Origin of the sequence: Microbacterium sp. 5K110 (assembly GCF_005774735.1) — a bacterium.
In the GTDB taxonomy this organism is placed as follows: Bacteria; Actinomycetota; Actinomycetes; order Actinomycetales; family Microbacteriaceae; genus Microbacterium.
Map to the genome: position 1 here is coordinate 20200 of NZ_VBUM01000015.1, position 14132 is coordinate 34331.

Sequence of the window (14132 nt, forward strand, 5' to 3'; positions counted from 1 at the left end):
CCGGAGGCCGGCGACGTGGGCGACCGCAGTCGGCACAGCGGCGTCGGCCGACGCGCGGATCGCGCCACCGCTCAGACGAAGGCGGTGCTCAGACGAAGGCGTCGGCGGCGCGCTGGATCTCCGTCGCCCGCCCGAAGGGCGTCCCGCCCTCGACCCAGCGCAACAGTGCAGAGGATGAGAAGAGGTTCTCGGCCGCCATCAGCGCGGCACCGATCACGCCCTCCTGATGATCCAGTGAGGCGGAGCGGATCTCGAGGCTCCGCAGGACCGGCTCGGTGCACCGTTCGGCCACGATCGCACGCACGCGATCCACGAGCACATCACCGGCCCGCAAGACCCCGCCGCCGAGCACGACGATGCCCGGGTTCGTGAAGTTGACGAGGTTGGCCACCACGTCCGCCACGTGGTCTGCGCTGCGTGTGGTCAGCGCGGTGGCCACCGGATCCCCGGCCGTGACGGCCTCGCCGATGTCACCGAGCACGAGGTGTCCCCGCCGCGCATAGCGCTCCGCGAGGAAGGGGCTCTCGGCCCGACGCTCAGCGGCATCCAGAAGGAGCGCCCACCCTCCCGCGACGGCCTCGAGGCATCCCGTCCTGCCGCATCGGCAGGCGCGGGAGCGATCGCTCACGTGGATGTGGCCGATGTCGCCCGCCGCGCCCGTCTGACCGTGTATCAGGCGGCCGTGCGCGATCTGCCCCGCGCCGATGCCGGTACCGACCTTGATGAACAGCAGGTCACGCCCGCGAACGTCGTCGCCGCGGGTCCACTCGCCCAATGCCATGAGGTTGACGTCGTTGTCGACCCAGACGGGGGCGTCGAAGTGTTCGCGGAGCCAGTGGCGCGGCGCGAATCCGTCCCACCCCGGCATGATCGGCGGCAACGTCACGGTTCCCGTGGCGAACTCGACCGGCCCGGGGAGCCCCAGCGCAATACCCCACGGACGCGTCACGCGGTGGCGACGGAGGAGGGCGTCGATGTGCGCGCGAACGCGATCCAACGTGGCGTGGGGACCGGCGTCGATCGCCCAGTCCTCGTGGGAGCTGTCCAGCAACCGTCCGTTCAGATCAGCGAGACCGACGGTGAACTCGGACGCACCCAGCAGCGCCGCGGCCACGACACCGGACCGGGCGCGGAAACGCACGATCCGCGCCTGCCGTCCCCCTCCAGAGGGAGCGAGCTCCCCCTCTTCGAGAAGACCGAGGTCGATCGCCTGGTCGACGCGCTGGGTGACGATCTTGCGGCTGAGACCCGTGGCATCCAGGAGTTCGGGTCGCGTCCGCGCTGTGCCCTCACGGATCGCACTGACCACGCTCACCAGGGGCGCGACGGCGATCTCGGGGCCCCCTGGCGGGCGCTGGCGCGGCAGACCCGGGCCACCCGCCCCGGTCGCGGAGAACGGCACCGTGATGCTCACTCGGGCGCTCCCTCGACTCGGTGACGGGTGGCCATGATCTCACGACTCAGCGTGCGGAGGTCTCTTCCCGGCGGAGGCGGATGTCCTCCTTGATCTGGGGCAGTCGCTTCTCGAGGCCGTACGTCGCGATGGCGATGACCTGCAGGGCCGCGATGACGGCGGGCAGCAGCAAGTAGATCCACATGATGCCGTTGACGACCTCGGGGGTGGGGTTCGCCGGGTCGTACGCGATAGCGGCGAGACCCCACGCGAGGGCCGCACCGCCGAGCGCGGCGCCGATCTTGGTGCTCATGCTGTACCCGGCGAAGAGCAGGCCTTCGTCGCGACGGCCACTGCGCCACTCCTGCTGTTCCACCGTGTCGGCCGTCAACGCGGGCGCGGCGACGAAACCGAAGCCGCCGAAGACGTTCAGAACGAAGAACACGATCGAGAACACCCAGACGTTGTCCTGCACGAAGAACAGCACGGTCGTCATGGCGATCGCGATGAGCAGACCCACGAGGATGCCACGCCGCTGACCGAGCAGACGGAGGAAGGGTGCCGTCAGCAACGAGCCCACGACGGCCGACAGCGAGAAGGCGAGGAGGATGATGGGGATCGCCCCGGGGTTCCCCAACACGTAGATGGCGTAGTAGATCGTGCCGCCGGTGATGACACCCAGACGGGTGAACGCCAGGACCGAGAACACGAAGACCGAGATCCACGGGCCGTTGCCCGCGAGCGCCTTGAGGGAGCGGCCGAGGTTGCCTCGGGCCCGAAGAACGGGCGTGAGCGGTACCCGCTCTTTCACCGAGGCCACGACGACCCAGAACAGCAGCATTCCGACGATCGCGTAGAGACCCACCGTGATCCCGAAGCCCACGGGCGATGTGGGCGAGCCGCCGAACGCGATGATCAGGGGCTGCGTGAAGCTGGACACGATGATGATCCCGATGCCCACGCCGAACGAACGCCATCCGGCGAGCTTCATGCGCGCGCCGGAGTCGCGTGTGGTCATGGCCATCAGCGCCCCGTAGGGCACATTCACCACCGAGTAGGCGAGTCCGACCAGCAGGAAGGTCACGGCAGCCCACGCGATGGTGGGCACATCGTCGCCCCCGCCCGGGGTGAGGAACGTGAGGAATGTCAGCGCCGCCAGTGCCGGGGCGCCGAAGATCAGGTAGGGACGCGCCCGACCCCAGCGGGTCGTGGTGCGGTCGAGCAGGATGCCGACCATCGGATCGAAGAACGCGTCCAGCACTCGGGCGACCAAGAGGATGACACCGGCGATGCCGGCGCTGATCAGGGCGACGTCCGTATAGAAGAAGAGCAGGTAGCTGGAGATCGTGGTCCAGGTGAGGTTGGACGCGATGTCGCCCAACGCGAACGCGGCCTTCTCACGCGTGCGCACGGCCCGCGGGTTGTCGGGATCGCTCCGGTCCGTCACGGATCGGGGAATGCTCGTGCGCACAGCGGCGGTCGAAGCCAGCGTGGGGCCTTGCCTATCACTCATCGTCGAGTCCTTCGGTCAAATGGTCATCGTAGACGTGAGCATCTTGTGATCCCTAGGAACATAAGTCAACGCTCTCTGAGCTGATGGTGCGCATTAGCGACGCCTATGCGGGAATTTCCACCCCGAACGTTACTTTTGTACTTGCCGCGCTTAAGTGGCCGTCACGTCTCGAACCCATGGAGGTTTCATGTCGTCCCTCTCGGATGCCGCGCCCGAGCGCCGTCTCCCCGATTCCGCGGATGTCGTCATCGTCGGCAGCGGCCCCGCGGGTGCCGCGTACGCGCGGATCCTCAGCGAGACCTCCCCGGCCGCCCGGATCGTCATGATCGAGGTCGGTCCGATCGTCAGCGACCCTCCCGGATCCCATGTGAAGAACATCGCCGACAACGCCGAACGGGCCCGCGCACAGCGGGCCTCGGAGGGCCCGCGACCCCAGGACGACGCGGCGTCCACGAACACGATGGACGGCTACGCCAGCGACGCCGCGCGGCTCTGGCGACCGGGCACGTACCTCCTGGCATCCGGATACCGACAGCCGGGCGAGGACGGTCTGCCCGCCGCGGCCTTCTCGAGCAACGTCGGTGGCATGGCGGCGCACTGGACCGGCGCGTGCCCGCGCCCCGGGCAGAGCGAGCGCATCGACTTCCTCGCCGATCTCGACGAGCTGCTGGATGAGGGCGAGCGGCTGCTCGGTGTCAGCGCGACCGCGCTCGCCGGCGCTCCGCTCGCCGACGAGGTGCAGGCGCGCCTCGCCCGCGGTTTCGACGCCGATCGTCCCTCCGACCGTCACGTGCAGCCGATGCCGCTGGCGGTCCACCGCACCGCCGAGGGAAACCTGGTGTGGTCGGGCGCGGATGTCGTCTTCGGCGAAGAGACCCGGGCGAACCCCCTCTTCACCCTCGTTCCAGAGGCTCTCGGCCGACGGGTGATCGTCGAGGACGGCGTCGTCCGCGGTATCGACGTCGAGGACCGCCGCTCCGGCGAGATCCACCGCCTCTCCTCCCCCGTGGTGGTGGTCGCGGCCGACAGCCTGCGGACGCCTCAGCTCCTCTTCGCCTCGGGAGTCACTCCTCCCGCGCTGGGGCGGTATCTCAACGACCAGCCGCAGATCGTGCACGCCGTGCGCCTGCGGGATGTCGAGGACGCCCCCACCGGATCGGCCGCGAACAGCGCCATCACCGCCCAGAGCGGAGTGTCGTGGGTACCGTTCACCGACGACTACCCCTACCACGGTCAGGTGATGCAGCTGGACGCCTCACCCGTTCCGCTGGAGGGCGATGTCATTCCCGGCTCGATCGTCGGATTGGGGTGGTTCTGCGCCAAGGACCTGCAAGAGAGCGATCGCGTCGAGTTCTCCCCCGACGATGTCGACGAGTACGGCATGCCCGCGATGCGCATCCACTACACGCTCACCGAGCGTGATCACCGCACTCTCGCCGACGCCGCCGAGGCGATCATCGCCGCGGGCGAGCTCTTGGGCGACCCCGTCGGAGGCGACCCGATCACGTTCCCCCCGGGCGCGTCACTGCACTACCAGGGCACGGTCCGGATGGGCGCGGTCGACGACGGGACGAGCGTGTGCGACCCCCACGGCGAAGTGTGGGGAACCCGGGGGCTCTTCGTCGCCGGCAACGGCGTCATCCCCACCGCGACCGCCTGCAACCCCACGCTCACCGGGGTCGCGCTGGCCGTCGCCGGCGCACGGCGCGTCGCGCGCACCCTCGACGCGCTCACCTCGAAGTAAAGGACCCGACCATGCTCGAAAGAGATCTCATCCAATCCATCGGCGTGCGCAACGTCACCGAGAACGGCGTCACGACCGGCTTCCAGTTCCGGCTCCGGATGCCGAACTACCGCGGCGTCTGGGGCAGCCTCATCGACGGAGTCGACGTGAGCGTCGACAGCCTCTCGTGGGACCGCGAGGTGCCGCGATGGACCCTGCAGGGCCGAGACTTCACCATCGCCGAGCTGCGGATGTCGACCGATGTCCGCTGGCAGCTCGACGAGGCGGCGATCATCACCGTCCCTCATTCCGGAGGTCTCGCCGTCGGCGTGCACACCCTCGCCGTGGACATCGCGCTCCACGCCCCCTACATCCCGGCAGAGTTCCAGCCCTCGCTCTTCCACGCAGAACGAAAGGTCACGGTCGTCTCATGAGCACGCTCGAGTACGGTGTCTCCCTCTACAGCTACACCGGCGACATGAACACGGTGCTGACCCTCGAGGACGCGTTCGCCGAGATCGCCGATCTCGGTGCGACAGGCATCGAGATCCTCGGTGAGGGGAACATCTCGCACTACCCGACGCCCGAGCCCGCGTGGATAGACCGCTGGCACGCTCTGTGCGCGCAGTACGGCCTCGAGCCGACGAACTACGGCTCGTGGATCGACTCCCGGATGTGGCGCCACCGCGACCTCACCGTCGACGAGGGGACCGACATGCTCGCGCGCGATCTGCGCCTGGCATCCACGCTCGGGTTCACCTCGGTGCGCCCCAAGATCGGCGTCGTGGCGATGGATCTGACCCCGCACCCGATCTGGACCGGGGTCATCGAGCGCAATCTCGACCTCGCCGCAGAGCTCGACATCGTCATCTGCCCCGAGATCCATGCGCCGACCCCGATCCGCCACCCCGTCGTGGACGAGTACGTGCGGTTCATCCAGCGCACCGGGAGCGCGCACTTCCGCCTGCTGATCGACACGGGGATCTTCCAACGCGCCGTCTCGACCGCCCATCAGGACGGACTGAGCGACGAGGCGCAAGAAGAGGGATGGCGCAAACCCCTCGCCCTGCCGATGAGCGACCTCGTGGAGGTTCTGCCCTACACGCACTTCATCCAGACGAAGTTCTTCGACATCGACGATGCGCTCGTAGACCAGCAGATCCCGTGGGAGGAGATCCTCCGAACCCTCATCGAGAACGGCTGGAGCGGATACCTTTCCAGCGAGTACGAGGGCGAACGCAGCCCCTACCGGTCGATCGAGCAGGTGAGACGCCAGCACGCGCTCCTGCGCCGCGCCGAAGCTCGGATCCGTGGCTGAGGACAGAGCGGTGCGCGTCGGGATCATCGGCGGCGGCTTCATGGCCGCGGTGCACAGCCGTGCGGCACGGGCCGCCGGGGCCGATCTCGTAGCCGTGGCGTCCTCCTCCCCCGAACGCGGACGCGCCGCCGCGACAGCGTTGGGTGCCCGTCGGCCGGTCGACGACGCGGATGCGCTCATCGCCGATCCCGAAATCGAGGTCGTCCACATCTGCACACCGAACGACTCGCACGAGAGGCTCGCCCTCCGTGCTCTGGATGCCGGGAAGCACGTCGTGTGCGAGAAGCCCCTCGCGCTCTCCCGCCCCGCCGCCGCCGGCCTGGCGGCCCGCGCCGCATCTGCGGGCCGTGTGGCCACCGTGCCCTTCGTGTACCGCTTCCACCCGATGGTCCGCGAAGCGCGCGCGCTCACGGCATCCGGATCGATCGGACGCGTGCTGCACGTCGACGGTCGCTACCTCCAGGACTGGCTCCTGGGAGCCGACGACGTCGACTGGCGCGTCGACGCGGGTGCGGGTGGACGCTCGCGGGCCTTCGCCGACATCGGATCACACGTGGTCGATCTGCTCGAGTTCGTCACGGGCGACCGCATCGTAGCGCTGACCGCGATCACCTCGGTGGCCCACGCCGCCCGGGGTGGGCGCCCCGTGGCGACCGAGGACATGGTGCACGTGCTCGTGCGTCTGGCATCCGGATGCCACGGGTCGCTGACCGTATCGCAGGTCGCGGCGGGACGGAAGAACGCCCTGCGCCTGGAACTGTACGGCAGCGACGCGAGCATCGGCTTCGATCAGGAGCACCCCGACCGGCTCTTGCTCGGCCGACGCGCGCACACGGCCGTCGTCTCGCGCGACCCGGCTGCGCTGAGCGCGGATGCGGCCCGCCTCTCGATCGTGCCGGCCGGGCACCCCATGGGCTATCAAGATGCCTTCACGGCATTCGTCCGCGACACGTACGACGGAGTGATCACCGGCTCCCTGCGCCCCGAGGTGCCGACCTTCGCGGACGGAGCTCGCGCCGCGCTCCTGACCGACCTCGTGCTCGATTCCGCCGTCGCGGGCGAATGGGTCGACGTCCCGTCCGCCGTGCCCGCCTGATCCCCTTTCTCTCTCGCCGTCAACGAAGACAGGAGAACACCGCAATGTCATCCACCTCCGAAGGCCGTTCGCCGGTCGTCGTCATCGGATCGGGGCCGGCCGGAATGGCGACGGCCCTCGCCCTGCACAAGGTCGGGCACACGCCCATCGTGCTGGAGCGGTATCGCGAGGCGCGCCCCGCGGGCAACATCTTGAACCTGTGGCCGCCGCCCATCAAGGCGCTGCGTGAGATGGGCGTCGACATCACCGACCTCGGGGCTCCCTGCCACACCACGTTCCGGGGTGTCCACGGCAACGTCCGGGCGGACGTCCGGATCCCCGACGATGTCGTGCGCGACTACGGCGGCGGCTTCATCGGCCTGCTGCGGCCCGAGCTCTACCGCCGCATGCTCGCGGCCATGCCCGCCGACGTGATCCGGTTCGGCACGACGGTCGTCTCGCTCGAAGACCGCGGGGACGACGTGCGCGTGACTCTCGGGGACGGCGAGGTGATCGATGCCGGCGTCGTCGTGGGTGCCGACGGCATCGACTCCATGGTGCGCACGCACCTGTGGGGCGCGAGCGACAAGCGCGAGCACCGGCTGCAGATCGTCGGCGGCTACACGTTCGCCGACGTGCCCGGCGCCGAGCGCAACGAGGTCGTGCTCCGCCACGACCGGACGGTCCAGGGAACCTATTCGTCGATCCGAGACGGCGGACGCGACGGGTTCCAGTGGTGGGTGCTGCAAGCGTGGGACCCGGAGGCTCCTGCGCCGGCCGACCTCCGCGCGCACGCGCTCGGACTCGCGCGGCGCTTCCCCGGACCGCTCGCCGGCCTCGTCGAGGCGACCGCCGACGACGCGTGCCAGCGGTGGATGATCCGCGATCGCAAGCCGATCCCCCGCTGGTCGCGCGGCCGCATCACTCTCGCGGGTGATGCCGCCCACGCGACGTCGCCCTACGCGGCATACGGCGCCGGGATGTCGATCGGCGACGGCTACACGATCGGTCAAGAACTCGCCGGCCTCGACCTCACCGACACCGCCGGCGTGCACGCGGCGCTTTCTCGCTACGACGACCGCCGTGTCGCGCACACCACCGCCCAGGTGCAGCAGGCGTACGTTCTCGGACAGGTGTTCCACCACGCCCCGGCACCGCTCCGCCCGCTTCGGGACTTCGTGCTCGACCACACGCCGCTGCTGCAGAAGCAGGTGGGCGAGCGCACTCCCGGCGAGATCGTCGCGCAGCTGGCCGAGATGGGCGACGGCCTGCGCGGCCGGGCGTGAGACCCGCCCGCGGCGCGGCGTCTTCGCTCGGGACCCGGCGCGGTGGTGTCTTCACGCGCGCCGGGTCCACGATCGGTTTCAGACCGCCGAGCTCCCCCGCATGGCCGCGACCTCGCGGCCGTAGATCACGGCCTCGCCTTCGGCCTTGAGCTTGAGCGCCGCAGCGGCGTCCGAGAACGCATCCAGCGCCGGGTTCACACCGACGAGCGTGAACGGACGCTCGACGACGCGCAGGTCCAGCCCCCAGACGTCTTCGAGCACCCGACGGAGCCACCCGGTGGAGTGATCCCAGCCCTCCTTCGGCGTCCCGGGCGCGTAGTTGCCACCGAGCACCGTGACCAGCGTCGCGGGCTTTCCGCGCAGCGCCGTGCCCTGCGGGTCGATGCGAGGGTCGGTGTACGCCAGATCGAACCACGTCTTGAAGTGCTGAGAGACGCCGTAGTTGTACAGCGGAACCGCGAACAGCAGCGCGTCGGCGACGGTGAGTTCGTCGGCGAACGTCGTCGCGAGCGCCTGGGCCTCGCGCTGACGGTCGGTGCGCTCACCCTCCCCCACGAAGTTCGCCGTGACGGCATCCGCCCACGCGGTGGCGGGCACCGGCTCGACCGCGAGGTCGCGCCGAGTGACGGTGGAGTCGGGGTGGGCGGCGACCCACTCCTGCTCGACGAGGTCGGCGAGCGACCGGCTGGCGCTCGAGGCGGGGAGGATGCTGGCATCCAGGCGGAACAGGGACATGCGGCTCCAATCAGGAAACGAGAGTCGCTCTGTAAATAAGAGCGACTAGCGCGACTGTAGCACGCGTACCATGGAGTGATGCCCGAGACGAATCCGGATGCCGAGCATGGCGCCTGCGACGCCGCGGTGACGCTCGCCTTCTCGGTGCTCGGCAAGCGGTGGAACGGCATGATCCTGTCTTCGCTCGGCGCCGGCGCCACGACCTTCGTCGGACTCCGGAGGGCGGTGACCGGCATCAGCGACGCCGTCCTCTCGGACCGCCTGGCCGAACTGGCCGGGGCGGGGCTCGCGGTCCGCACGGTGGACGCCGGGCCGCCCGTATCGGTGTCCTACGAACTCACGGATGCCGGGCACCGACTCTTGCCCCTCCTGGATCAGCTCGGAGCGTGGGCGAGCGAGAACCTCGTGCCACCGGTACCATCGCGCCCCTGAGTCCGCCCTACCGGACCGAATGCCGCGGTTCCCCTCCGTCTTTCGGGGTGCGCTGTCGGTGCGCTGACGAATCGGCCGGGTCCTGTCCCGAGAACGCAATATCCGATCCGGGGCTGGGATCACCGTCGATCGCTGGATAGGTTCGAAAAGTGACCGACAATTCGCGTGAGGTACCACCGACGTCCGTGTTGCCCGAAGCCGTCGCCCCACCGACAGCGGCCGATTCGCTGCCCGCGATGCAGCTGGACGGTCTCGTCAAACGCTTCGGCGAGAAGACGGCCGTGGCCGGCCTCGATCTGACCGTCCCTGCGGGATCGTTCTACGGTCTCGTCGGGCCGAACGGCGCGGGCAAGACGACGACCCTGTCGATGGCGACCGGGCTCCTGCGTCCGGATGCCGGCACGGCGCAGATCCACGGGGTCGACGTGTGGGCCCACCCGGTCGAGGCGAAGAAGCTCATCGGAAACCTCGCCGACGGGGTACGCCTGTTCGATCGGCTCACGGGCGAGCAGCTCGTCACGTACACCGGCATGATGTTCGGGCTCCCGCGCGACGAGGTCGCCGCACGAACCGGAGACCTCCTGCGCATCATGGATCTCGGCGAGGCCGCCGGAACACCCGTCGTCGACTACTCCGCGGGGATGACGAAGAAGGTCGCCCTCGCGTGCGCTCTCGTCCACGCGCCGCGCCTCCTCGTCCTCGACGAGCCGTTCGAGTCGGTCGACCCGGTCTCCGCCGCCAACATCGAGGACATCCTCCGCGGCTACACCGCCTCGGGCGGCACGGTCATCGTCTCGAGCCATTCGATGGACCTGGTCCAGCGTATGTGCGACCACGTCGCGATCATCGCGCAGGGCCGCCTTCTGGCATCCGGGACCGTCGACGAGGTGCGCGGCACCCAGACGCTGCAGGACCGGTTCGTGGATCTCGTCGGCGGCCGGCACCACTCGGAGGGGCCGCAGTGGTTGCGACAGTCCTGAAGATCCGGTTCCGCGTCCTGGGCAACACCCTCGCGCGGAGCCCGATGCAGCTCGTCGGCTTCATCTTCGGTCTCCTCGGTGCGGTGTGGATGCTGGTGCTGGCCGGGGTGGCGCTGTTCTTCGTCGGCGCGCTCGACTTCGACATCGCGCGCGCCGCCGTGACCGCGGCGGGCGCCGTCTTGACCCTCGGATGGGTCGTGGGGCCGGTGTTCGCCGCCGGCATCGACACGACCCTCGATCCGGCCAAGCTCGCGCCGTTCCCGATGACGACGCGCCAGATGATGATCGCCATCACCGCCGGTGGACTCACGGGTGTCCCCGGTATCGCCACGGCGCTCGGAGCGCTCGCGACGTTCCTCGTGTGGGCTCGCGAACCCGTCGCCGCGATCGCCGCGGTGGTGTGCGTGCCCCTCGGCGTGCTCATCTGCGTCGTCGCCTCGCGCGCCGTCGCGGCCCTCGCCGGCGGATTCGGCGGCGGGCGACGCACACGCGAGGTCATCGGACTCGTCGGCTTCACGCTGCTGATCTTCGCCAGCCCGTTGTTCATCGGGATCACGAACGGCGTGATCGCCATGAGTGGCCAGGGCGCGCAGCTGCAGACCATCACCACCGCCATCTCGTGGACCCCGATCGGCGCGGTGTGGGCGGTGCCGGGCGACCTCGCCACCGGATCGTGGCTCCCCGCGCTCGCGAAGTTCGCCATCGCCGTCGCCACGTTCGCGGCGCTGTGGGGGCTGTGGCAGCGGAGCCTCGCGGCCTCGGTCGTCGCTCCCCCGGCCCGCTCCCGCGCTCGCCGCAGCGCCGGCTCGCTCGGCTGGTTCGGTCGGATGCCGTCCACCCCCGCCGGCGCAACGTGGGCGCGCTCGCTGACTTCGTGGACGCGTGACATGCGCTATCTGCGGCAGTTGATCCTGCTCCCGTTCGCCCCGGTGATCGTGCTCATCTACTCGGGCGGCGACACCACCGGGCCGTTCTTCGCGCTCTCGGGTCTGCTGGCGGCCTTCTTCGCCGGGACGCTCCCCTACACCGACGTCTCGTACGACGGCACCGCCTTCGCGACCGTGATGCAGACCGGCATCCGGGGGCGCGCCGATCGCCTGGGCAGGATGGTCGGCGCCGCGAGCATCGGCATCCCGCTGGTCGTGCTCGCCGACGCCGTGACGATCGCGATCGCCGGACGCTGGGATCTGTTCCCCGCCGTCCTCGGGGCCTCGCTGGGCGTCGTGCTGGTGGGCTACGGCGTGAGCGCGGTCAGCTCGGCCATCCTCGTCATCCCGACGCCCGCGCCGGGCGACTCACCGTTCAAGCGGGTTCCGGGGACGTCCTTCGTGATGACACTGTTGTTCTTCCTGTGCTGGATCCTCGCCGCGATCATCGCCGTGCCTGCCGTCATCCCGGCAGCCATGGCCGCGTTCGGCGGATCGAGCGTGGCCGGATGGCTTGCGCTGGCGATCGGCCCGCTGTGGGGCGTTCTCGTCTTCACGGCCGGGGTGCTCGTGGGTGGCCGGCGCTTCGACGCCGGCGCGCCCGCGCTACTGGCACAGCTGCGCTCGTTCAAGGGAGCGTGACCCGGGCGATCGGCGGCCGGGAACGACGAAGCGGCGCACCCCGTGTGGGTGCGCCGCTTCGTTGTAATGGTGGACCTGAGGGGATTCGAACCCCTGACCTCCTCGATGCGAACGAGGCGCGCTACCAACTGCGCCACAGGCCCGGAAACCTCGACAACACTATCACGCAACGTTCGCCGCTCCTGACCTGGGCGGACACCCGGGCGTGCCGTGCGGACGAGCGTTACTGCCCCGACGCGCGGCGCTCGAGCAGACGGCGCACGTGGTCTTCGATCTCGGTGTCGTCGACGTAGCCCATCGCGGCGTAGGGCGACGGTGCGGGACGGGATGCCGCCGGGCGCGCGGTCTCGATCGGCGTGGGAGCCTCGGTGGCGGCGATGTCGCGGGCGACCTGTTCGCGTGCCGCGGCGCGCAACGCCTCGCGGGCCAGCTGCTCGTCGACGACTGCGGCGGCGCGGGAACCGGCCGAGGCGACCAGCGGGCGCGGGAGCTCGCGCGGAGTCCAGGTCGGTCGAGGCGCGGGGGCCGCAGCCACGAAGTCCTGCACCTCGGCGGCCGGGCGGACGGCATCCGCCTCGATCGGACGCGCGACGGCGCGAGCCGCGACGCGGGACAGGCGCTGCAGCACGGTGAGAGAGAGAAGGACGGCCACGCCCCCGATCGCAAGCAGCACGGGCGCGGCACCGAAGAACACCTGGATGCCACCCGCTACGGCCGCCACCAGACCGAGGGCCGCGAACGACGTCGTCGCCAGACGGAACCGACGCCGCGCACGCGCACGGCGCAGTTCGGGCCGAGCCACGGCGACCGCACGTTCGGCGTGCGCGCGTTCGACAGCGGCGGCCCGTTCGGCGCGCGCCTTCTCCAGCGCCGCGGCCCTCTCGGCCTTGGCCACCTCGACGGCGGCAGCTCGCTCTGCGCGAGCGAGCTCGAGGGCGGCGGCGCGCTGCTCCTTGACAAGGTCGCGGTCGCGGGCGGCTTCCAGGCGAGCCACGTCGAGACGGGCCTTGGCTTCGGCCAATTCGGTCTGGGCCTGGTGCGCCTGCACCTGACGCGCGATCTTCTGCTGCTGGTGCGCCGTACGCGCCGTGAGTTCCAGACGCACTTCGCGGGGGGTCTCGGCGGTCTCGGCCAGGACGCGCAGCGCCTGGTTGAGCCGCACGGCGTTGCGCTCGGCGGAGGTGAAGCGGTGACGGCTCTGCCACGAGGGCAGCAAGTACACCAACCACAGCGCGACCGCGACGAAGACGATCACCCCGCCGCCGAGAACCTGTCCACCCATGGCACCACGGTAGGTCACGCCGAGGTCACACCTCGGCATCCCCCCGCGTGTCGCGCCCTCTGATATGGAGGTCGCGAGACGTCATTCAGCCGACGATTCGCCCGCAGCCTGCAGCCGACACGTCAGCGGGATGCAGTCTCGGCGTAACCCTCGCCCGCAGAACACCCCGCAACGCCGAGGCACCCCCGCGCTACAACCGGTCGGCCGGCGGCACGCGCGCGGCATCCGGAGGGACCTGACCCCGCTCCCAGCGGTCGAGGACGCCGTACGGCACATCTTCGCGCACGAGCGCGAACGCGTAGTGGTCACGCCAGTCGCCGTCGATGTGGATGTAGCGGCGACGCAGACCCTCGTAGCGGAAGCCCAGCTTCTCGACCACTCGCAGGCTGGCATGGTTCTCGGGCCTGATGCAGATCTCGACGCGGTGCAGGTTCAGCGCGGTGAAGCAGACGTCGGTGGCCATCGCGACGCTGATCGTCGTGATGTTCCGACCGGCGAAGCCCTCGGCGACCCAGTACCCGATCGTCGCGGACGCCAGCGACCCGCGCGAGACACCCCAGACGTTCAACTGCCCGGCGACCTCGTCGGCCCACTCCATGACGAAGGGGACGCCGACGCCGTCGCGGTACTGCTGGAGCAGACGCCGGATCCCCAGGCGCATGTCGAACGACACGGGACCGTCGGGGCTCGTCGCCTCCCACGGCCGCAACCATGACCGGTTGTCGATCAGCTGCTGCTGGAGAACGCGCGCGTCACGATTGCGGATGAGTCGGATCGACACCTCACCGTGCCGTCGTGGGACGGAGAGATCCATGGCATCCCGTCGG

The 14132-nt window shown here is 69.9% G+C and carries 13 protein-coding genes and 1 tRNA gene; 8 read left to right on the forward strand and 6 right to left on the reverse strand.

What is annotated here, in order from left to right:
* Positions 1 to 88: 88 nt before the first annotated feature.
* Positions 89 to 1414: an ROK family protein gene (locus FE256_RS05780; RefSeq protein WP_138173677.1), complete on the reverse strand. Its 1326-nt coding sequence runs from the start codon at positions 1412 to 1414 to the stop codon at positions 89 to 91.
* A 46-nt stretch (positions 1415 to 1460) separates the two neighbouring features.
* A complete protein-coding gene (locus FE256_RS05785; protein ID WP_171024223.1) occupies positions 1461 to 2840 on the reverse strand; it encodes an MFS transporter in 1380 nt (459 codons plus the stop codon).
* A gap of 253 nt (positions 2841 to 3093) precedes the next feature.
* On the opposite strand from FE256_RS05785, the gene FE256_RS05790 reads away from it, so the two are divergent.
* Genes FE256_RS05790 through FE256_RS05805 form a run of 5 tightly spaced genes read left to right on the forward strand, consistent with a single transcriptional unit; the run spans position 3094 to position 8308 of the window.
* Complete coding sequence (locus FE256_RS05790) at positions 3094 to 4650, forward strand: GMC oxidoreductase (protein WP_138173682.1); 1557 nt, start codon at positions 3094 to 3096, stop codon at positions 4648 to 4650.
* Positions 4651 to 4661: 11 nt separating this feature from the next.
* A complete protein-coding gene (locus FE256_RS18425) occupies positions 4662 to 5063 on the forward strand; it encodes a C-glycoside deglycosidase beta subunit domain-containing protein (RefSeq protein ID WP_252370912.1) in 402 nt (133 codons plus the stop codon).
* Entirely contained in the window at positions 5060 to 5947 is an 888-nt protein-coding gene (locus FE256_RS05795) for a sugar phosphate isomerase/epimerase family protein (RefSeq protein WP_252370913.1), read from the forward strand. The genes FE256_RS18425 and FE256_RS05795 overlap by 4 nt, the downstream gene beginning before the upstream one ends.
* Positions 5940 to 7043, forward strand: coding sequence for a Gfo/Idh/MocA family protein (locus FE256_RS05800; protein WP_252370914.1), 1104 nt, complete (start codon positions 5940 to 5942; stop codon positions 7041 to 7043). Before FE256_RS05795 ends, FE256_RS05800 begins: the two co-directional genes overlap by 8 nt.
* A 44-nt stretch (positions 7044 to 7087) precedes the next feature.
* Entirely contained in the window at positions 7088 to 8308 is a 1221-nt protein-coding gene (locus FE256_RS05805; RefSeq protein WP_138173684.1) for an FAD-dependent oxidoreductase, read from the forward strand.
* Between the two features lie 78 nt (positions 8309 to 8386).
* On the opposite strand, the gene FE256_RS05810 is transcribed toward FE256_RS05805, so the two are convergent.
* The gene (locus FE256_RS05810; protein ID WP_138173686.1) at positions 8387 to 9043 is read right to left on the reverse strand and encodes an FMN-dependent NADH-azoreductase; all 657 of its coding nucleotides are present in this window, start codon (positions 9041 to 9043) and stop codon (positions 8387 to 8389) included.
* Between the two features lie 78 nt (positions 9044 to 9121).
* Here FE256_RS05810 and FE256_RS05815 point away from each other — a divergent pair, with 78 nt between their 5' ends.
* From FE256_RS05815 to FE256_RS05825, 3 genes are all read left to right on the forward strand, one after another.
* On the forward strand, positions 9122 to 9475 hold the full coding sequence (locus FE256_RS05815) for a winged helix-turn-helix transcriptional regulator (RefSeq protein WP_138173688.1): 354 nt from the start codon (positions 9122 to 9124) through the stop codon (positions 9473 to 9475).
* Between the two features lie 236 nt (positions 9476 to 9711).
* The gene (locus FE256_RS05820; RefSeq protein ID WP_138173721.1) at positions 9712 to 10455 is read left to right on the forward strand and encodes an ABC transporter ATP-binding protein; all 744 of its coding nucleotides are present in this window, start codon (positions 9712 to 9714) and stop codon (positions 10453 to 10455) included.
* The gene (locus FE256_RS05825; RefSeq protein WP_138173690.1) at positions 10437 to 12023 is read left to right on the forward strand and encodes a hypothetical protein; all 1587 of its coding nucleotides are present in this window, start codon (positions 10437 to 10439) and stop codon (positions 12021 to 12023) included. The genes FE256_RS05820 and FE256_RS05825 overlap by 19 nt, the downstream gene beginning before the upstream one ends.
* A gap of 67 nt (positions 12024 to 12090) precedes the next feature.
* On the opposite strand, the gene FE256_RS05830 is transcribed toward FE256_RS05825, so the two are convergent.
* The 3 genes from FE256_RS05830 to FE256_RS05840 form a co-directional block, all read right to left on the reverse strand.
* Positions 12091 to 12166: transfer RNA gene (locus FE256_RS05830), tRNA-Ala, on the reverse strand.
* An 80-nt stretch (positions 12167 to 12246) separates the two neighbouring features.
* A complete protein-coding gene (locus FE256_RS05835) occupies positions 12247 to 13305 on the reverse strand; it encodes a large exoprotein (protein WP_138173692.1) in 1059 nt (352 codons plus the stop codon).
* Positions 13306 to 13495: 190 nt separating this feature from the next.
* Positions 13496 to 14119 carry a GNAT family N-acetyltransferase gene (locus FE256_RS05840; protein WP_138173694.1) on the reverse strand — a complete coding sequence of 208 codons (624 nt, stop codon included), beginning with the start codon at positions 14117 to 14119 and terminating at the stop codon, positions 13496 to 13498.
* Positions 14120 to 14132: the final 13 nt, after the last annotated feature.